General features: G+C 72.7%; 15 protein-coding genes. 10 read left to right on the forward strand and 5 right to left on the reverse strand.

Annotated features, from left to right (window positions below):
• Positions 1–27: 27 nt before the first annotated feature.
• From ACU610_RS03415 to pucD, 3 genes are read left to right on the forward strand one after another with little or no spacing between them, the layout of a single operon-like run.
• Positions 28–888 carry an FAD binding domain-containing protein gene (locus tag ACU610_RS03415; protein ID WP_446766311.1) on the forward strand — a complete coding sequence of 287 codons (861 nt, stop codon included), beginning with the start codon at positions 28–30 and terminating at the stop codon, positions 886–888.
• The gene (locus tag ACU610_RS03420) at positions 888–1358 is read left to right on the forward strand and encodes a (2Fe-2S)-binding protein (protein ID WP_446766312.1); all 471 of its coding nucleotides are present in this window, start codon (positions 888–890) and stop codon (positions 1356–1358) included. The genes ACU610_RS03415 and ACU610_RS03420 overlap by 1 nt, the downstream gene beginning before the upstream one ends.
• A complete protein-coding gene (gene pucD / locus ACU610_RS03425) occupies positions 1355–3637 on the forward strand; it encodes a xanthine dehydrogenase subunit D (RefSeq protein WP_446766313.1) in 2283 nt (760 codons plus the stop codon). The genes ACU610_RS03420 and pucD overlap by 4 nt, the downstream gene beginning before the upstream one ends.
• 75 nt (positions 3638–3712) lie before the next feature.
• On the opposite strand, the gene ACU610_RS03430 is transcribed toward pucD, so the two are convergent.
• On the reverse strand, positions 3713–4156 hold the full coding sequence (locus tag ACU610_RS03430; protein ID WP_446766314.1) for an Hsp20/alpha crystallin family protein: 444 nt from the start codon (positions 4154–4156) through the stop codon (positions 3713–3715).
• 131 nt (positions 4157–4287) lie between these two features.
• On the opposite strand from ACU610_RS03430, the gene ACU610_RS03435 reads away from it, so the two are divergent.
• Both ACU610_RS03435 and ACU610_RS03440 read left to right on the forward strand, forming a co-directional pair.
• Positions 4288–5388, forward strand: a complete 1101-nt coding sequence (locus ACU610_RS03435; RefSeq protein ID WP_446766315.1) for a s-methyl-5-thioribose-1-phosphate isomerase — start codon at positions 4288–4290, stop codon at positions 5386–5388.
• Positions 5385–6026: a class II aldolase/adducin family protein gene (locus ACU610_RS03440; RefSeq protein WP_446766316.1), complete on the forward strand. Its 642-nt coding sequence runs from the start codon at positions 5385–5387 to the stop codon at positions 6024–6026. Before ACU610_RS03435 ends, ACU610_RS03440 begins: the two co-directional genes overlap by 4 nt.
• A gap of 6 nt (positions 6027–6032) precedes the next feature.
• On the opposite strand, the gene ACU610_RS03445 is transcribed toward ACU610_RS03440, so the two are convergent.
• Both ACU610_RS03445 and ACU610_RS03450 read right to left on the reverse strand, forming a co-directional pair.
• Positions 6033–6374 (reverse strand): DUF488 domain-containing protein, encoded by a 342-nt coding sequence (locus tag ACU610_RS03445; protein WP_446766317.1) that lies wholly within the window; start codon positions 6372–6374, stop codon positions 6033–6035.
• A 29-nt stretch (positions 6375–6403) separates the two neighbouring features.
• Positions 6404–6670, reverse strand: a complete 267-nt coding sequence (locus tag ACU610_RS03450) for a hypothetical protein (protein WP_446766318.1) — start codon at positions 6668–6670, stop codon at positions 6404–6406.
• 86 nt (positions 6671–6756) lie between these two features.
• On the opposite strand from ACU610_RS03450, the gene ACU610_RS03455 reads away from it, so the two are divergent.
• From ACU610_RS03455 to ACU610_RS03465, 3 genes are all read left to right on the forward strand, one after another.
• Positions 6757–7884, forward strand: coding sequence for a 5-methyltetrahydropteroyltriglutamate--homocysteine S-methyltransferase (locus ACU610_RS03455; RefSeq protein ID WP_446766319.1), 1128 nt, complete (start codon positions 6757–6759; stop codon positions 7882–7884).
• A 258-nt stretch (positions 7885–8142) separates the two neighbouring features.
• A complete protein-coding gene (locus tag ACU610_RS03460; protein ID WP_446766320.1) occupies positions 8143–10308 on the forward strand; it encodes a carbon starvation CstA family protein in 2166 nt (721 codons plus the stop codon).
• 8 nt (positions 10309–10316) lie between these two features.
• Positions 10317–10517, forward strand: coding sequence for a YbdD/YjiX family protein (locus ACU610_RS03465; RefSeq protein ID WP_446766321.1), 201 nt, complete (start codon positions 10317–10319; stop codon positions 10515–10517).
• Positions 10518–10590: 73 nt separating this feature from the next.
• On the opposite strand, the gene ACU610_RS03470 is transcribed toward ACU610_RS03465, so the two are convergent.
• Positions 10591–12111 (reverse strand): phospholipid carrier-dependent glycosyltransferase, encoded by a 1521-nt coding sequence (locus ACU610_RS03470; protein ID WP_446766322.1) that lies wholly within the window; start codon positions 12109–12111, stop codon positions 10591–10593.
• Positions 12108–13646 (reverse strand): NAD(P)/FAD-dependent oxidoreductase, encoded by a 1539-nt coding sequence (locus ACU610_RS03475; RefSeq protein WP_446766323.1) that lies wholly within the window; start codon positions 13644–13646, stop codon positions 12108–12110. The genes ACU610_RS03470 and ACU610_RS03475 overlap by 4 nt, the downstream gene beginning before the upstream one ends.
• A 396-nt stretch (positions 13647–14042) precedes the next feature.
• On the opposite strand from ACU610_RS03475, the gene ACU610_RS03480 reads away from it, so the two are divergent.
• A complete protein-coding gene (locus tag ACU610_RS03480) occupies positions 14043–18062 on the forward strand; it encodes an nSTAND1 domain-containing NTPase (protein WP_446766324.1) in 4020 nt (1339 codons plus the stop codon).
• A gap of 550 nt (positions 18063–18612) precedes the next feature.
• On the forward strand, positions 18613–19329 hold the full coding sequence (locus ACU610_RS03485; protein ID WP_446766325.1) for a neutral zinc metallopeptidase: 717 nt from the start codon (positions 18613–18615) through the stop codon (positions 19327–19329).
• The last annotated feature ends 35 nt before the right edge of the window (positions 19330–19364 follow it).

Genomic DNA, 19364 nt, shown 5'->3' on the forward strand with positions numbered 1-19364 from the left:
ACACCGAGCGGGGGACGAGGAGGGGCGATGGACTTCCTGCAGCCGTCGTCGTGGGACGAGGCACTCGCGGTCCGGGCCGAACGGCCCGACGCGCTGCCGATCGCCGGCGGCACCGACGTCATGGTCGAGCTCAACTTCGACCGCCGCCGTCCCGGGGCGCTGCTGGACCTCACCCGGATCGCGGAGCTGCGGGAGTGGTCGGTCGACGACGGGGTCGTCCGGCTCGGCGCCGGCGTCCCCTACGCCCGGGTGATCACCGAGCTCGGCGACCGGCTGCCCGGCCTGGCCATGGCCGCGCGCACCGTGGGCTCGCCGCAGATCCGGGTGCGCGGCACGGTCGGCGGCAACCTCGGGTCGGCGTCCCCGGCCGGCGACGCGCACCCGCCGCTGCTCGCCGCCGGCGCCGAGGTGGAGGTGGCCTCGGCCGCCCGCGGTACCCGGCGGGTGCCGGTCGCGGAGTTCTTCACCGGCGTCAAGCGCAACGCCCTCGCCCCCGACGAGCTCATCGCCGCCGTCCACGTGCGCACCGCGCGAGGGCCGCAGCAGTTCTGCAAGGTCGGCACCCGCAACGCCATGGTCATCTCGGTGTCGGCGTTCGCCCTCGCCCTGCACCCCGACCGGCAGGCCGTGGGCACCGGCATCGGGTCGGCCGCGCCCACCCCGCGCCGCGCCACCGAGGCCGAGGAGTTCCTCGCCGGCGAGCTCGACTGGGCCGCCCGCCGACCGCTGCCGGAGGGCCTGGCGCAGGCCTTCGGCGAGCGGGTGGCCGGCGCGGCCGCACCCATCGACGACGTCCGGGGGACGGCGGCCTACCGGCGGCACTCGCTCGCAGTGCTGGCCCGCCGCGCCGTCACCTGGGCCTGGGACGACCTGAGGAGGGCTGCCTGATGCGCGTCACCACCACCGTCAACGGCATCGAGCGCACGGCGGACGACGTCTGGCCGGGGGAGAGCCTGCTGCACCTGCTGCGCGAGCGGCTGGGCCTGCCCGGGGCCAAGAACGCCTGCGAGCAGGGGGAGTGCGGCTCCTGCACCGTCCACCTCGACGGCGAGCCCGTGTGCGCCTGCCTGGTCGCCGCCGGGCAGGCCATCGGCCGCGAGGTCACCACCGTGGAGGGGCTGGCCGAGGGGCAGGCGCTGCACCCGGTGCAGGAGGCCTTCGTCGAGGCCGGCGCCGTCCAGTGCGGGTTCTGCACGCCCGGACTGGTCGTCATGGCCTCCGACCTGCTGGCGCGGGTGCCCGAGCCGTCGGACCCGGAGATCCGCGAGGCGCTGGCCGGCAACCTGTGCCGCTGCACCGGCTACGAGAAGATCCTCGACGCGGTCCGGCTGGCCGCCCGGCGGCAGGCGACCCGATGACCACCACGCAGACCGGGGCCCGCACCACCGGCCGCATCGGCGAGAGCGCGCAGCGACCCGACGGCACGCTCAAGGTCACCGGCGAGTTCGCCTACGCCAGCGACCTCTGGCACGACGACATGGTCTGGGGCGTCACGCTGCGCAGCCCCCACCCGCACGCCCGCATCCGGCGCATCGACGTCGCCGAGGCGCTCACCGTGCCCGGGGTCAGCGCCGTCCTCACCGCCGACGACGTCCCCGGCGAGAACGCCTTCGGGCTGGAGCACGCCGACCAGCCGGTGCTGGCCGCCGACGTCGTCCGCTACGAGGGCGAGCCGGTGGCGCTCGTCGCCGCCGACCACCCCGAGACCGCCCGCCGGGCCGCGGCGCGCATCCGCGTCGACTACGAGGTGCTGCCCGCCCTCACCGACCCCCGCCGGGCCCTGGACGACGACGCGCCTCAGGTGCACCCCGGCGGGAACCTGGTCCGCCACCTGCGGCTGCGCCGCGGCGACCCCGCGCCCACCGCGCCGGTCGTGGTCAGCCTCGACTTCGAGGTCGGGATGCAGGACCAGGCGTTCCTCGGGCCGGAGTCGGGGCTCGCCGTCCCGGCCGAGGACGGCGGCGTCGACCTCTACGTCGCCACCCAGTGGCTGCACGTCGACCAGCGGCAGGTGTGCCTGGCCCTGGGCATGCCGCCCGAGAAGGTGCGGCTGACCCTGGCCGGGGTCGGCGGCGCGTTCGGCGGCCGCGAGGACCTCTCGGTGCACGTGCACGCCTGCCTGCTGGCGCTGCGCACCGGCAAGCCGGTGAAGATGAGCTACGGCCGGGAGGAGTCCTTCTACGGGCACGTGCACCGGCACCCGGCGACGATGACCTACGAGTTCGGCGCCGAGCGCGACGGGACGCTCGTCTACGCGAAGGCGGACGTGCTGCTCGACGGCGGTGCCTACGCCTCCTCGACCGCCGCCGTGGTCGGCAACGCCGGGCTGCTGGGCCTGGGCCCCTACCGCCTCCCTTCGGTGGCCGTCGACGCCCGCGGCGTGTTCACCCACAACCCGCCGTGCGGGGCGATGCGCGGCTTCGGCTGCGTGCAGGCCGCCTTCGCGCACGAGGCGCTGATGGACGAGCTCGCCGCCGCCGTCGGCGTCGACCCGGTGGAGATCCGCCGGCGCAACGGCATGCGCGAGGGCGACCGCAACGTCACCGGCCAGGTGATCGACTCGGCCGCCCCGGTCGCCGAGCTGCTGGAGCGGGTGGCGGCGATGCCGCTGCCACCGCCGCTGGAGACCTCCGACCTGCGGAACCTGCCCGGGGCCGTCGGCAACACCACCCACGGCGAGGGCGTGCGCCGAGGCGTCGGCTACGCGGTCACCTACAAGAACATCGGGTTCTCGGAGGGCTTCGACGACTACTCGACCGCACGGGTGCGGCTCGAGGTGGTCGCCGGCGAGGCGGTGGTCACCGTGCACACCGCGGCCGCCGAGGTCGGCCAGGGACTGGTCACCGTGCAGCAGCAGATCGCCCGCACCGAGCTGGGCGTGGAACGGGTGGTCGTCGTCCCGGCCGACACCACGGTCGGCTCGGCCGGCTCGACGTCGGCGTCCCGGCAGACCTACGTGACCGGCGGGGCGGTCAAGGCCGCCTGCGAGGCGGTGCGGACGGCGGTGCTGCGGCGGGCCGCCGTCGCGCTCGGCCGGCCGGTCGCCGGGCTCGCGCTGGACGGCGAGAAGGTCGTCGGCGCCGGCGGCGAGGTGCTCGCCGGGCTCGCCGACGTGCTGGGGGACGACGCGGTCGAGGAGACCGTCGAGTGGCGGCACCGGCCCACCCACGCCGTCGACCCCGAGACCGGCCAGGGCGACGCGCACGTGCAGTTCGCGTTCTCGGCGCACCGCGCGGTGGTCGACGTCGACACCGAGCTCGGCCTGGTCAAGGTGGTCGCCCTCGACACCGCCCAGGACGTGGGGAGGGCGATCAACCCCGACGCCGTCGTCGGCCAGATCCACGGCGGGTCGGCGCAGGGGATGGGGCTGGCGCTCATGGAGGAGGTGGTGGTGAGCGACGGCCACGTGCGCAACCCGTCCTTCACCGACTACCTGCTGCCGACGATCCTCGACATGCCGCCGATGCGGGTGGAGGTGCTCGAGTACGCCGACCCGCACGCGCCCTACGGCGTCCGTGGGGTGGGGGAGCCGCCGACCATCTCCTCGGGCCCGGCGGTCGCCGCCGCGGTGCGCGCCGCCTGCGGGAAGCCGCTGCGCCGGGTGCCCATCCGCCCCGAGCACATCACCGGGGTCTGAGCGCCCCTGCGAGTGCGCGCTGGTGGACGCGTCCGGTGCGGGGAGGCGACCAGCAGCGCGCACTCGCGTCAGGGGTCAGCTGCTGATGGCGATCCGCCGCGGCCTGGCCTGCGCGGCCTTCGGGACGTGCACGGTCAGCACGCCGTCGTGCAGCTGGGCGCTGACGTTGTCGGCGTCGACGTCGCCGGGCAGGGTCACCGAGAAGTGGAAGCGGCCGACCCGGCGGGTGCGCCGGTGCAGGATGCCCTTGCGCTCCTTCTCCTCGATGTCGCCGGAGACCGTCAGCCGGCGGTCGTCGAGCTGGATGTCGACGTCCTCGCGCGCCACGCCCGGGAGGTCGAGCTCGACGGTGTAGGCGTCGTCGGCCTCCTCGACGTCGGCCAGCGGGGACCAGTGGTCCAGGGCGCCGGTCAGCCCGGACTGCCACAGCGTGTTCACCCGCTCGTAGAGCTCGTCCAGCTCACGGAAGGGGTCCCATCGCGCAGTGGAGCGGGACGGGGAACGGACGGGGAGCGTCATGGTGCGTCCTCCTCTCGAGATCTCGTCGTGTCCGACACCTCCGTGAACCTCCAGTGGCGGCTGTAGATTCCCGAACCGACGCGCGTCACCGGCATCTAGCCGACGCCCGATCGGGCCGCGATCATCGTCGAGTGGCTGCCCCCGCCGGCACGTCGGCCGGCCACTCGCCGATGATCGACCCCGAGGAGCGACCGACCGTGACCGCCACCGTGGACATCCCGGTACCGACCCTGGTCGGGCAGAGCGTGGTGGTGGAACCGGACGCCGTGCGGATCCTCGATCGCCGCGTCTTCCCCTTCCAGCGCCGGTGGGTGACCTGCCGCAGCCACGAGGACGTCGCCCGGGCGATCGAGGACATGGTGACCCAGAGCCTCGGTCCGCTGTTCGCGGCGGCCGGCGGGATGACGCTGGCCGCCCGGGACGCCGACCGGCTCCCCACGGCACGAGCCCGCCGCGACCTCCTGACGGCGGCCGGCCACCGGCTGGTGTCCACCCGACCGACGAACAACGGCATCCGGGACGTCGTCGCCGAGCTGCTGGCGGTCGGGACGGCCGCCGTGGACGCCGGAGAGCCGCCTGGGCCGGCCGTCGAGCAGGCCGCCCGGGACGCCGCCGAGCGGCACCGGGCCGGCCACCGGCGCCTGGGCGAGCACGCCGCCGCGCTGGTCCCCGACGGCGCCACGGTCCTGACCCACTGCTGGGCGGAGTCCTATCTCACCGAGACCGTCGCGGCGGTGCTGCGCTCGGGCCGGCGGATCGACGCCGTCTGCACCGAGACGCGTCCCTACCTGCAGGGCGCCCGGCTGACCGCGGAGAGCCTGGCGGAGATGGGCGTGGCCACGCGGGTGGTCACCGACGGGATGGCGGCGCACCTGATGAGCCGCGGCGAGGTCTCCGTGTTCGTGACCGGGGCCGACCGCGTCACGATGGACGGCTCCGTCGTCAACAAGATCGGCACGCTGCAGATCGCCGTCTCGGCGCACGCCTTCGGCGTGCCGTACCTGGCCCTGGTGCAGGCCCCGGATCCCCTGGCGCCGGACGCGGCCGCCGTCGAGCTCGAGGACCGGGACGGGCGCGAGGTGCTGCACTGCCTCGGGCAGCGCACGGCCTCGGAGCTGGTCACCGGCGTCTACCCGGCCTTCGACGTCACACCCCCGCGCTTCGTCAGCGTCGTGGTCACCGACCGGGGGCGGTTCGCGCCGTCCGACGTGGCCTCCTACTTCTCGGCGTGAGGGCGCCCACGACCCGCGACGAGGTGGTCGACCAGCTCGTCGAGGTCGGCCGGCTGGCGGTCCAGCGCGGCCTGGCCCTGGCCAGCGGCGGCAACCTCTCGGCCCGGCTGCCGGACGACCGCGAGTTCCTCGTGACGGCGGCCGGCACCTGGCTCGACCGGCTCACGCCCGCGGACCTCAGCGTGGTGACCCTGGACGGCGAGGTCACCGGCGGCGCCGGGCGACCGTCGACCGAGTGGAAGCTGCACCAGCGCAGTTATCTCGCCCGGCCCGACGTGAACGCCGTCGTCCACCTGCACCCGCAGCACGCCGTCCTGGTCGACGCGCTCGGCCACCGGATCCGGCTGATCACCCTCGACCACGCCGCCTACGTGCGGTCGGTCGGGACCGTGCCGTACCTCCCGAACGGCTCCGACGAGCTCGCTAACGCCGCCGCCGAGCAGCTCCGCGAGCACGACTGCCTGGTGCTGTCGCACCACGGCTGCTCGACCGTGGGACCCGACGTCGGGATGGCCTACCGGCGGGCGCTGAACCTGGAGGAGGCGGCCACGGCGACCTACCGCGCCCTGCTGCTCGGCGACACGACCTGCACCTTCCCGCCGGAGGCCCTCGGCGACCTCCGCCACGGGCCGCCGTGACCCGGGCTACCGGTTGAGCCGGCCCTCGAGGTGGTCGCGCAGGACGACGGCGTTGTTGTGCTCGCGGTCCCGGGCGGCGTACAGGAGGACGACGTCGCCCTCGGCGGCCGCGGCCCGCAGCGGCGCCCAGCTCTCGGGGGACGCCTCGAGCTCGGCGACGTAGCGGCGGCGGAACTCCGCCCACCGGGCCGGGTCGTGGCCGAACCACCGGCGCAGTTCGTCGCTGGGTGCGGCGTCGCGGAGCCAGCCGTCCAGCGCCAGGGCGTCCCGGGCGACCCCGCGCGGCCACAACCGGTCGACGAGGAAGCGGGCACCGGGGACGTCGGGGTCGAGCTCGTGGACCCGCATGATCCGGATCACCGGAGTGCCCGGAGCGGTCAGTCGCGGACGGCGTCGAGGTAGTCGGGGTAGGCCGCGGCCACGTCCTCGATCTCGACGATGTCGGGGAAGTCGGCCACGTCCTGGTGGCCGAGGAGGAAGTGGACGGTCCGCCGGACCAGCTCCTCGTCGTCCACGTCCAGGTCGAGCTCCTCGCGGAGCTCGGGCGTGAGCCGGAACCAGGACTCGGTCTCCCCGCCGTCGCCGCGCAGCCGGACGAGGAACTCCGACTCGCCCTGTGCCTCGATCTCCAAGGGGTCGGTCATGTGGGTGGTCTACCCCGTCGCGGGGGTGGCGCACCGCAGCGGGGGAGGCGCTGCGACGCACCGCGCCGGGGAGCAAGCTCGGGGACATGACCGACACCTCCGGACCGCCGTTCCGCGCCGACCACGTCGGCAGCCTCCTGCGGCCGCAGGGCCTGCTCGAGGCCAGGGCCCGCTTCGCCGCCGGGGAGATCGACGCGGCCGAGCTGCGCGGCGTCGAGGACGGGGCGATCGCCGACGCCGTCCGCATGCAGGCCGACGTCGGCCTGCGCACCGCCACCGACGGCGAGTTCCGCCGCGCCTCGTGGCACATGGACTTCATCTACGCCATCGGCGGCATCAGCAAGGTGACCGGCGAGGACATCGTCGTCCACTTCAAGAACGCCGACGGGACGATCGACTTCACGCCGGCGGGCCTGCACGTCGACGGGCCGCTGTCGATCGACGAGCCTATCTTCGCCGCGGACTTCGCGTACCTGCAGGGGCAGGTCTCCGGGCGACAGACGGCGAAGCTCACGATCCCCTCGCCGTCGATGGTCCACTACCGCGGGGGCGCCGCGGCGATCGACCCGGCCGTCTACCCCGACGAGGACGCCTTCTGGGACGCGCTGTCGGCGGCCTACGCCCAGCAGGTGCGGGGCATCGCGGCTCAGGGCTGTACCTACCTGCAGCTGGACGACACCAGCCTGGCCTACCTCAACGACCCCGCGCAGCGCGCCGAGCTGGCCGCGCAGGGCCGGGACGCCGAGCACCAGCACGAGCGCTACATCCACCAGATCAACGCCGCGCTCGCCGGCCGGCCGGAGGGACTGACCGTCACCACGCACATGTGCCGGGGCAACTTCCGCTCCTCGTGGGTCGCCGAGGGCGGCTACGACTTCGTCGCCGAGGCGCTGTTCGGCGGGCTGGAGGTCGACGGGTTCTTCCTGGAGTACGACGACGCCCGCTCCGGCGGGTTCGAGCCGCTGCGCTTCGTGCCGCCGGGCAGGCGCGTCGTCCTGGGCCTGGTCACGACCAAGCGCCCGCAACTGGAGGACAAGGACGACCTCAAGCGGCGCATCGACGAGGCCGCACGGTACGTGCCGCTCGAGCAACTCGCGCTCTCCCCGCAGTGCGGCTTCTCCTCGACCGTGGAGGGCAACGCGCTGACCCGGGACGAGCAGGTCGCCAAGCTGGCGCTCGTCGTCGAGACCGCCCAGGAGGTCTGGGGCTGCTAGGAGGACTCCGGCCCCTTGCCGGCCCCGTCGCGAGCGTGCGAGTGGTGGGGGGGCGAGGAGATCCTCGATCACGGGCCGGTCACGACCCGGCCCCCTGCTGGTGGGACGGCGGAGGGCTTGGCATGCTCCCAGCGTCCACAGGACGGCGTCGTCCGGGCGCTGTCTGCACACGCAGGGAGGGCGAACGTGTCCACCACCGTCAGCAGGCACGACACCGACGGAGGACCCCCCGGAGGGGCCGGCCGTCGCCGTCCGACGTTGAAGAGCATCTTGGTCTGGACGGCGGTGGCGATCGTCGGCGCCGTCGCGTGGACGGTGCTCGCGCTGGCCCGCGGGGAGACCGTCTCGGCCCTCTGGATCCTGTTCGCCGCGCTGTGCTCGTACGCCATCGCGTACCGCTTCTACGCGAAGTTCATCGCGCGCCGCGTGCTGGGGGTCGACGACCGGCGGGCCACCCCGGCCGAGCGGCTCCACAACGGCATCGACTTCGACGTCACCGACCGGCGCGTGCTCTTCGGGCACCACTTCGCCGCGATCGCCGGCGCCGGTCCCCTGGTCGGGCCGGTGCTCGCCGCCCAGATGGGCTACCTGCCCGGCACCATCTGGATCATCGTCGGCGTCATCTTCGCCGGTGCGGTGCAGGACATGACCGTCCTGTTCTTCTCGATGCGCCGCAACGGCAAGAGCCTCGGCCAGATGGTCCGCGAGGAGATCGGGATCGTCGGCGGCATCGCGGCGCTCATCGCCGTCTTCGCGATCATGATCATCATCCTGGCCGTGCTCGCGCTGATCGTGGTCAACGCGCTCGCCGAGTCGCCGTGGGGTGTCTTCTCCATCGCGCTGACCATCCCGATCGCCCTGTTCATGGGCGTCTACCTGCGCACCATCCGCCCGGGCCGCGTCCTCGAGGCCACCGCCATCGGCGTCGTCCTGCTGCTGGCCGCGGTCATCGGCGGCGGCCTGATCGACGACACCGGGCTCGGCGCGGCGCTGACGCTGTCGAAGGAGTGGCTGGTCCTCGCCCTGGTGGTCTACGGCTTCGTCGCCTCGGTGCTGCCGGTGTGGCTGCTGCTCACCCCGCGCGACTACCTGTCGACCTTCATGAAGGTCGGCGTGATCGTCCTGCTCGCCATCGGCCTGATCCTGGCCCGACCGGTGCTGCAGGCCGACGCGGTCAGCGAGTTCGCCCGGGAGGGCACCGGCCCGGTCTTCGCCGGGTCGCTGTTCCCGTTCGTGTTCATCACCATCGCCTGCGGCGCGCTGTCGGGCTTCCACGCCCTGATCTCCTCGGGGACGACCCCGAAGATGGTCGCCAAGGAGAGCCAGGTCCGCCTGATCGGCTACGGCGGCATGCTCATGGAGTCCTTCGTCGCCATCAGCGCGCTGATCGCGGCGGTGGTCATCGACCAGGGGCTCTACTTCGCGATGAACGCGCCGGCCGGCGCCACCGGCGGGACACCGGAGACGGCGGCGGCCTACGTGACCGGGCTCGGGTTCCCCACCTCGGCACAGGACCTCGCCGCGGCCTCGGCCGCGGTCCAGGAGCCGAGCCTGGTCTCCCGCACCGGTGGCGCGCCCACCCTCGCCGTCGGCATCGCGAACATCCTGTCCGACGCGTTCGGCGCCGGCATGGCCGCCTTCTGGTACCACTTCGCGATCATGTTCGAGGCGTTGTTCATCCTCACCGCCGTCGACGCCGGCACCCGCGTGGGCCGGTTCATGCTGCAGGACACGATCGGCAACGTCTGGAAGCGCTTCGGTGACCTGTCGTGGCGGCCCGGCAACATCCTGGCCAGCGCCGCAGTGGTCGCGCTGTGGGGCTACATCCTCTACGTCGGGGTCACCGACCCGCTCGGCGGCGTCAACCAGCTCTTCCCGCTGTTCGGCATCGCCAACCAGCTGCTGGCGGCCATCGCGCTGACGCTGGTCACGGTGCTGCTGATCAAGCACGGCAAGGTGAAGTACGCCTGGGTGACCGCCGTCCCGCTGGCGTGGGACCTCGTGGTCACCATGACGGCGAGCTTCCAGAAGGTGTTCTCGGCCGACCCGGCGGTGGGCTACTTCGCGCAGCGCCAGCGGTACGCCGACGCCGCGGCGGCAGGAGAGCTCCTGGCGCCGGCGAAGAGCGCCGACCAGATGGACCGGATCATCTACAACTCCACGCTGAACGGCGTGCTCCAAGCGGTCTTCGCCCTGCTCGTCCTGGTCGTGGTCGTCAACGCGGTGGTCGTGATCGCCCGGGCCCTGCGGACCGGGGGACCGGTGCCGACGACCGAGGAGCCGGCGGTGCCGTCCTCGATCGTCGAGCCCTCCGGGCTGTTCGCGACCGCGGAGGAGAAGCGCGCCATGGCCGAGCAGGAGCGGCTGGTCGGCGCGGGCACGCGGGGCCACGGCACCTTCACCGAGGAGGGTCCGCCACGGTGACCGGGGGGATGGCCACCACCGTCCGGTCGGCCGCCGGCCGTGCCTGGCACGGGGTCCGCTGGTACCTGCGCGAGTGGAGCGGCGAGGCTCGCTGGGACGACTACCTGCGGCACTGTGCCGACCACGGGCACGCGCCGATGAGCCGGCGCGAGTTCGAGCGGCGCCGCGCCGACGAGCTGGAGCGCAACCCGGTCAGCCGCTGCTGCTGAGGCGGACGACGACTGCGGCCCCGGCCCCCTGCACAGGGGACCGGGGCCGCGGTGCATTCCGGGAGAGGGCGGCTCAGCCGGCCGCCGGCGCGGGCTCGGGCCGGGGCTCCTCCACGGGAACCTGCTCGTCCTGCCGTCGCCGCAGCGAGACCCCGCGCAGCGCCAGCGCGGCGGCCGGGGGCAGGACGGCCAGCGTCGGCAGCACGTAGCGGAAGTCGAACGAGGCGGTCGCGGCCGGCCCCGCCATGAGGGTGAGCCCGATCAGCGACAGCAGCGCCGGGTCCAGCCGGTCCCGCCAGTCACGCCGGCGCAGCACCAGCGCCCCCAGACCCAGGAGCAGGCACACGCCCAGCACCGGTCCGGGGGTGGAGAAGTAGCGCTGGTACGAGCGCAGGTCGCCGACCATCTCCTCGTCGTAGCCGAACGGCCCGGGGGCGAGCACCGGCGTGCAGTTGTACTGCTCCACCGGCTCCGGGTACGGGAACGCCCACCAAGTCGGGCAGGTGTCCTGCGGGCCGGAGACCCGGCCGGGCTCGACGTAGTGGACCGTCTCCGAGAGCAGCTGGCGCAGGTAGTCCCACGGCTGCCCCGTGATGGCGATGGTGGCGAACTCCGCGAGGTCCTCCTCCGACCACACCCGCTCGCCGTCCACCACGGCGTTGGCCGGGCTGTCGGTGAACCAGACGAACTGGTCGCCGGGGCGGCGCTCCTCCGGCGGCTCGGTCGGGCACAGGGGCTGCAGCCGCTCCGGCACGTCGAGCCGCTCGCACTGGACGAAGGTGGCGACCCGCCCGTAGAGGAAGTGGCCGGTGTAGTCGGTGAGCGCGAACGAGCCGTGCACGCTGCCGAACCAGGCCGCGTAGGGCACCAGCACCGCAGTGACGCCGCCGAGGAAGGCGACGACCACCGGCCAGCGCAGCGTCCGGACCAGCAACCGGACGACCAGGTAGACGAACACGACGCCCACGAGGAAGAGCCCCACCGTGCGGGTGAGCGTCAGCAGGCCCAGGACCGCGCCGACCGCCGCGACGAGCAAGGGCCCCGGCCGCTCGCGGACGAGCAGCAGCACCAGTGCGAGGGCCATGAGGAACACGAACAGCGTCTCGGCCAGGATGAAGTGCTCGACGTTGAGCAGATGCGCGTCGAAGCCCAGCGGCAGGACGGCGAGCAGGCTCAGCCAGCGGGGGACGTCCCGGCGCTGCAGCAGCACGTAGACCAGCACCATGACGGCCAGGCCGAGCAGGTGCTGGACGACGGCCACCTCGCGGAACGTGGTCACCGGGTTCAGCAGGGCCAGGAAGGCCGAGTAGCCCCACGGCCGGTCGACGGCCGGCTCCACCCACGCGGCCCGGTCGACGTAGGTGCCCGAGTCGGGGAACCACAGCGCCGTCGAGTACGCCGCGGTCACGTAGCCGCGCGCGATCGCGGCGAGGACCAGCACGACGAGGAAGGCGGCGTGCCGGCGGGCCAGCCGCAGCGTGCGGGCCACCGGGCCCGGGCGGGCGTCGGCTGCCCCGGACGCGGACGCGCCCGCCGCCGGCGCGGGGTCCTCGGGGGACTCCGGCCGGCGACGGGCGCCTGGTGCCTGCGTCACGCCGCGGTGGGGCGGGGACTCCCCTGGTCGTCCGCCGTGGCGTCCGTGCGCTGCGACGAGACCTCCTCGTGGTAGTCCTCCTCCACGTTGACGTCCCAGATGTCGTGGTGCGTGCCGTCGGCGATGTTCTGCACGGTCAGCATGGCCGTGAGCATCGAGTGGTCCTGGTTGTTGTAGCGGAACATGCCGTTGCGCCCGACCGGGTGCAGGTTCGGCGTGTTCTCCTCCATCCAGCGCCGGATGACCTCGACGTTGTCCTTGTACCCGGCGTCGTAGAACGGGTAGGCCTTCGGCATCCGGACGACGAAACCGCGCTCGACGTCGGAGGCCTTGGCCAGCCCGAGCTGCTCGAGCTCACGGGCACCCTGCGCGATGAGGTCCTCGTCGGACCGGTTCCAGGTGTCGTCGCCGACGTTGACGAAGAACTCCAGGCCCAGGCAGGTGCGCCCGTCCTTGACCAGGTACGGCGACCAGGAGCCGAAGTTCTGGATCCGGCCGACCTGGACGTCGGGGGAGTGGATGTAGATCCAGTTGTCGGGGAAGCCGGCCTCGACCGGGAGCACGAGCGCCACGGTGAGGAAGTCGCGGTACTTCAGGCCGTCGGCCGCTGCCAGCACCTCCGCCGGGGGCTTCGGGTCGAGGGCGTTCACCAGCGAGGAGAACGGCATCGAGCTGATGAACTCGTCGGCCTCGTAGTGCCTCTCGGCGCCGATGTCGCTGCGGCTGGCCTCGGGCGCGCCCGCGCCGGCGCCGTAGCCGCCGGTGACCACTGTGGTCAGGCCGGTGACCCCGCGGCCCGGCTCCCAGTGCACGGTGCGGACCTTCTCCTCCATGACCACCGTGCCGCCGCGCTCCTGCACCTTGCGCGCCGCGGTCTCCCACATCATCCCGGGCCCGTACTTCGGGTACTGGAACTCCTCGATGAGGGAGGTGATCTCCTTCTGGTTGCGCTTGGGGGTCAGCGCGTTGATCACCGCACCGGTCAGCGACAGGTTCTTGATCCGCTGGGCGGCGAAGTCGGCCGGCAGCTGGTCGACCGGGACGCCCCAGAGCTTCTCGTTGTAGGTCTTGAAGAAGTGCTGGTACAGGCGCTTGCCGAAGCGGGCGACGATCCAACCCTCGAGGGTGTCCTGGTTCTTCGGCGGGCGGATCCGCGCCCACAGGTAGGACGCCACGCACCGCACGGCCTCGACGGGGCCGAGGTTGCCCAGGGCGTTGCTCGCCTTGAGCGGGTAGTCGTAGAGCTTGCCGTCGTAGAAGATCCGGCTCATCCGCGGCCGGAGCAGGAAGTCTTCGTCGGGGAGGATCTCGTGCCAGAGGGCCTCGACCTCGGGCACCTTGGTGAAGAAGCGGTGGCCGCCGATGTCGAAGCGCCAGCCCTCCCGCTCGGCGGTGCGGCTGATCCCGCCCACCATCGAGTCACCCTCGAGCACGGTGACCGGGACCTGGCGACGCACCAACTCGTAGGCGGCGGTCAGCCCGGCGGGGCCGGCGCCGATCACCGCCACACTGGGGCGGTTGCCGTCGGTGGTCATGAACTCTCGCCTTCTCGCTGTTGGACCCACGACGACGCGGTCTGGACGACCCCGACCGTTCCGGACGACCCCGTCCCATGGGATTGGCACATTCGCCTTGCACGGTACGTGGGCCGCTTGCCCCCGGCCATGCCGCCTCCATGCCGCCTCCATGCCGCCTCCATGCCACCTCCACGCCACAGGCGCACCGCGACCTGTCCTCGGGCCGAGGACGGCGACTCCTCGTGCCGTCTGCTGTCCTGCGGCTACACGTCAAGCGCTTGTCCTGACGCGGCCGCTGCAGCCTCTACCGGTCGAGCGCGGTGACGTACAGGTGACGTCATCGTGACGTGCCGGACCGACCCTTGATGCGTCGTCCACGTGCCAGTAGCGACGCGCCAGCGAAGGGCACGGTCCATGGCCTCGGTGTTCGTCAGCCACAGCAGCCGAGATCAGACGGTCACCGAGCGGGTGGTGGAGAGGCTGCGGGCCGCCGGGTTCGCCGCGCTGTTCGTCGACTTCGACCCCGAACAGGGCATTCCCGCCGGGCGCAGCTGGGAGCGGGAGCTGTACACCCAGCTGCGCCGCGCCGACGCGGTGGTCTTCCTAGCCAGCGAGGCGTCGGTCGCCTCCCGGTGGTGCTCGATCGAGATCGGCCTGGCCCGCTCGCTGGGCCGGCCGGTGTTCCCGGTGCGGCTGCAGCCAGGGGTCGAGCTGCCGCTGCTGGCCGACGTGCAGTGGACCGACCTGACCGACCTGACCGACCCCGGGCCGGGGCTGGCCCGGCTGCTGGCCGGGCTGCGGTCGGCCGGGCTGGATCCGGCCGACTCCTTCGCCTGGGATCCGGCCCGCTCACCGTATCCGGGCCTGAAGCCCTTCGCCCCGGAGGACGCCGCGGTGTTCTTCGGCCGCCAACCGGAGACCCACCGGCTGATGGAGCTGCTCACCCCGACCCTGCAGCACGGCCCGGGCCGGATGGTGGCGGTCATCGGACCGTCGGGCAGCGGCAAGTCCTCGCTGCTGCACGCGGGCCTGCTGCCCCGGCTGGCCCGGCAGCCGCAGCGGTGGGTGGTGCTGCCGCCGCTACGCCCCGGACGGCAGCCCACCGCCAACCTGGCCGGCGCACTGGCCCGGGCCCTCGCCGCCCGCGGCCGGCCGCGCTCGGCCGAGGAGGTGGCCGCGGCCCTGGCACGGGGCCCGGCGGGGCTGGTCGAGCTGGCCGGGCAGCTGGCCGAGCTGGCCGCGAACGGCACCGGCCGGCCGGGCGTGCTGGTGATCGTGGACCAGGCCGAGGAGCTGCTGACCCGCACCGGCGCCCGAGAGCAGCAGGCCTTCCTGCAGCTGCTGGCCGGCGCGCTGCACGAGGACAGCCCAGTGTGGGCGGTGGCCACCCTGCGCTCGGAGTTCCTCAGCACCGCCCCCGACCGCGCCGGGCTGGCCGAGGCCGTCGACGATCCACTGGTCATCGAGCCGCTCAGCCGCGCCCGGCTGGCCGAGGTGATCGCCCGCCCCGCCCAGCGGGCCGGGCTGGACCTCGACCCCGGGCTGATCGAGCGGATGGTGGAGGACACCGCCGGCGGGGACGCGCTCCCGCTGCTGGGCTACACCCTGCACGAGCTCTACCAGAGAGCCGGACCCGAGGGCCGCATCACCGCGGCCGACTACGACGCCGTCGGCGGCGTCGTCGGCGCCCTGCGCCACCGCGCCGACCGGCTCTCTGACGAGCTGGACCGGCGCGGCCTGGGCTCCTCGGTGCTGCCCACGCTGACCCGGCTGGCCACCGTCACCGGCGAGGAGCAGCCCACTCGCCGGCGGGTGCGCTGCAACGCGTTCAGCGCCGAGGAGCGGGTGGTGATCGACGCCTTCGTCGACGCCTCCCTGCTGGTCAGTGACCAGGATCCCGCGGCTCCCGACGCCGAGGCCGTGGTGGAGGTGGCGCACGAGGCGCTGCTGCGACAGTGGCCACCGCTGCGGGAGGCGATCGAGGCCGACCGGGAGCTGCTGCGGCTGCGCTCGGAACTGGAACGGCTGGCCGCCGACTGGCAGCACGGCCAGCGCGACGACTCTTATCTGCTGCGCGGGGGCCGGCTGACCACCGTCGACGAGTGGACCACCCAGCACCCCGGCGAACTGGGCCCGCTGGAGCAAGAATTCTTGGAGGCCAGTCGCGCCCTGGCTACCCGCGAGCTGGAGACCACCCGCCGGTCCAATCGACGACTGCGTGCGCTGGCCAGCGGCCTGGCGGCGCTGCTGGCAGTTGCGCTGGTGGCCGGCGTCCTGGCTCTGAACGCGAAACGGGAAGCTCAAGCACTGACCCGGCTGACGCTCTCCCGGCAGGCGGCCGGGGAGGCGGAGCAACTGGTCGACACCCGGCCGGAAGTTGCGATCCTGGCCGGATTGCAGAGCCTCAGCCTGGCCCGAGGTCAATCACCAGAGCCCTCAGCCGGACTCATAGCGGGGATGGCCCGAATCACCCACGCGTCCCAGCGTGTCACCGGCCACACCGACTGGGTGAACGGCGTGGCGTTCAGCCCGGACGGGCGGTTGCTGGCCACCGCCAGCGGGGATCAGACGGTTCGGCTGTGGGACGTCGCCGAGACCATCTCCGTCAGCCGACCGCTGGAAGGTCACACCGACAGGGTCAATGCGGTGGCGTTCAGCCCGGACGGGCGGTTGCTGGCCAGCGCCAGCTCTGATCGGACGGTGCGGCTGTGGGACGTGGCCACCGGCCAGCCGCACGGCGAACCGCTCACCGGCCACACCAGCACGGTGTGGGGGGTGGCGTTCAGCCCGGACGGGGCGCTGCTGGCCACCGCTAGCCAGGACACCACGGTGCGGCTGTGGGACGTGGCCACCGGCCAGCCGCACGGCGAACCGCTCACCGGCCACACCGACTGGGTGAACGGCGTGGCGTTCAGCCCGGACGGGCGGTTGCTGGCCACCGCCAGCGGGGATCAGACGGTGCGGCTGTGGGACGTGGCCACCGGCCAACCCCACGGCACCCCACTGGCAGGCCACACCGACGCGGTGACCAGGGCGGCGTTCAGCCCGGACGGGTCTCTGCTGGCCAGCGGCAGCTGGGACACGACGGTGCGGCTGTGGGACGTGGCCACCGGCCAGCCCCACAGCACCCCACTGGCCGGCCACACCAGCACGGTGTACGGGGTGGCGTTCAGCCCGGACGGGCGGCTGATAGCCAGCGCCAGCTCTGATCGCACGGCGCGGCTGTGGGACGTGGCCACTGGCCAACCCCACAGCACCCCACTGACGGGCCACACCGACACGGTGTGGGGGGTGGCGTTCAGCCCGGACGGGCAACTGCTGGCCACCGCCAGCGGAGATGCCACGGTGCGGCTGTGGGACGTCGCCGAGACCATCTCCGTCAGCCGACCGCTGGAAGGTCACACCGACGCGGTGAACGGGGTGGCGTTCAGCCCGGACGGGCGGTTGCTGGCCAGCGCCAGCGGGGATCAGACGGTGCGGCTGTGGGACGTGGCCACCGGCCAGCCGCACGGCGCCCCACTGCAAGGCCACACCGACGCAGCGAACGGGGTGGCGTTCAGCCCGGACGGGTCTCTGCTGGCGACCGCCGGCGCCGACACCACGCCGCGGCTGTGGGACGTGGCCACCGGCCAGCCGCACGGCGCCCCACTGCAAGGCCACATCAACACGGTGTACGCGGTGGCGTTCAGCCCGGACGAGGCGCTGCTGGCCACCGCCGGCGCCGATCAGACGGCGCGGCTGTGGGACGTGGCCACCGGCCAACCCCATGGCGAACCGCTCACCGGCCACACCCACACGGTGTGGGGGGTGGCGTTCAGTCCGGATGGGGCGCTGCTGGCCACCGCCAGCGGCGATGGCACGGTGCGGGTGTGGGACATGGCCACCGGCCAATCCCACGGCCAACCACTGACCGGCGTCAGTAACGCAGCGCTCGCGGTGGCGTTCAGCCCCGATGGACGGCTGCTGGCCAGCGCCCACGGGGATCAGACGGTGCGGCTGTGGGACGTGGCCACCGGCCAACCCGACGGCGAGCCGCTCACCGGCCACACGGACACGGTGTGGGGGGTGGCGTTCAGCCCGGACGGGCGGCTGCTGGCCACCGCCAGCGCCGACAAGACGGTCCGGCTGTGGGACGTGGCCAGCGGCCGACCCCACGGGCAACCGCTGAGCGGCCACACCGACACGGTGTGGGGGGTGGCGTTCAGCCCGGACGGGTCTCTGCTGGCCACCGCCAGCCGGGATGGCGCGGTGCGACTGTGGAATCCCTATTTTTCGGATTGGCAGTCCGTCGGCTGTGAACTGGTCAACCGCAACCTGTCCATGACCGAATGGAAGCAGCTGTTACCAGACATCCCATACGAGCGCACCTGTCCCGACCTGCCCGCCGGACAAGGTGCGCCGTCCGATTCCCCAGCGGCTGAGTACTCCGGTTGACGACCGCGGATCACCACAGAGCTGTGTTGACCCATACCTCGTTTCGGCGATGACCGTTCTTCCATCGGCCGGCCCGTTTCTCCCTCGACACCCGCCTTCAATGACAACACCGTCCTTGTACCCATCGGCACGGGATGAGTTCGCTGAGAGAAGTGGAGAGTCGCTGGAGGGAGGTGGTACCTGATCAGCAACAGAGAGTGGATCACCGTCGCCGATGGGCATCTGCGGGCTGTGGCCGAACACGCTGGGCATCACGTTGCGGTGCGCGCGGCAGAACGCAGGCTCGTGCATCGCTGGTCTCGCCTTCGAGGCCAACCCGGGTGGTGCGGCGACCACGCCGCAGCACCATGCGAGGCTTCCGGGGGGCCAGGGGCGGCTGCCGGATGCTCGACACGTCCGTCATCGCGGCGATCGCACCACGTTGGCGGACGGCGTTCCTACTCCGCTGGGCGAGTGTCGCGGCATGCTGTACGCGACCCGCAGCCAGTGCAGCAGAACCGAGCCACGACCGAGCCGATCCAGGTCATCAGCAGGGAGAGGAGGCAGAGCAATGCGAGTTCTCAAGAGGTGGTTGGTCGTCCTTGCGGTCGCCCTGGTCGCGGTCGGACTCGCGCCGGGCATGGCGCAGGCAGAGGCGCCGAGCGCGTCGTCATCACAGCCTTGCCCCAGCCTCGAGGGCTGCTACAACTACGCAAGCATGCAGTCGTTCTACGATGAGATCATTGTTCTGGTCGAAGGGTTCTCGGCGGCGAGCTACTCGGCCATGCCATCACCGGCAGCCTACTACTACATCGCGAACGGGACCACGATGCCGATGAGCTGCGATCCGGGTATCGCAGACTCGGCCGCATTTCACTTCTGTGGGCCTGACGACAGCATCTACGTCGGCCAAGACCAACTCTGGAGCTTCTACACCATCAATGGCGATGCGGCGGCTGCCTTCGGCATCGCTCACGAGTGGGGCCACCACGTGCAGCATGTCGCCGGCGTATCGAACCTGGTCGATACCCCTACGGAGAAGATCCAGCTGGAGAACCAGGCCGACTGCATCGGCGGTGCCTTCCTCAAGCACCTGAACGAGCAAGGCATGCTCGAGCCGGACGACTACAGCGACATGGCCAGCATCCTGCAGAGGATCGCCTCGGCCGAAGGCCCCGAACGCGACCACGGAACCCTCGAGGAACGGGGCGTCTCCACGCAGTACGGCTTTGACCACGGACTGGCCCGCTGCAGCGAGTTCTTCCCGGACGCGCCGCTGGTGACCTGACCCTGTAGGGACAGCGGTCTCACGCTGGTGACGAG

Source organism: Geodermatophilus sp. URMC 61, assembly GCF_052931555.1.

What these genes read in the sequence shown, in the direction of transcription:
- ACU610_RS03485 (WP_446766325.1), top strand. Translation starts at nt 18,613, where the DNA reads ATGCGAGTTCTCAAGAGGTGGTTGGTCGTCCTTGCGGTCGCCCTGGTC.
- ACU610_RS03465 (WP_446766321.1), top strand. Translation starts at nt 10,317, where the DNA reads ATGGCCACCACCGTCCGGTCGGCCGCCGGCCGTGCCTGGCACGGGGTC.
- pucD (WP_446766313.1), top strand. Translation starts at nt 1,355, where the DNA reads ATGACCACCACGCAGACCGGGGCCCGCACCACCGGCCGCATCGGCGAG.
- ACU610_RS03430 (WP_446766314.1), bottom strand. Translation starts at nt 4,156, where the DNA reads ATGACGCTCCCCGTCCGTTCCCCGTCCCGCTCCACTGCGCGATGGGAC.
- ACU610_RS03420 (WP_446766312.1), top strand. Translation starts at nt 888, where the DNA reads ATGCGCGTCACCACCACCGTCAACGGCATCGAGCGCACGGCGGACGAC.
- ACU610_RS03455 (WP_446766319.1), top strand. Translation starts at nt 6,757, where the DNA reads ATGACCGACACCTCCGGACCGCCGTTCCGCGCCGACCACGTCGGCAGC.
- ACU610_RS03480 (WP_446766324.1), top strand. Translation starts at nt 14,043, where the DNA reads ATGGCCTCGGTGTTCGTCAGCCACAGCAGCCGAGATCAGACGGTCACC.
- ACU610_RS03445 (WP_446766317.1), bottom strand. Translation starts at nt 6,374, where the DNA reads ATGCGGGTCCACGAGCTCGACCCCGACGTCCCCGGTGCCCGCTTCCTC.
- ACU610_RS03475 (WP_446766323.1), bottom strand. Translation starts at nt 13,646, where the DNA reads ATGACCACCGACGGCAACCGCCCCAGTGTGGCGGTGATCGGCGCCGGC.
- ACU610_RS03450 (WP_446766318.1), bottom strand. Translation starts at nt 6,670, where the DNA reads ATGACCGACCCCTTGGAGATCGAGGCACAGGGCGAGTCGGAGTTCCTC.
- ACU610_RS03415 (WP_446766311.1), top strand. Translation starts at nt 28, where the DNA reads ATGGACTTCCTGCAGCCGTCGTCGTGGGACGAGGCACTCGCGGTCCGG.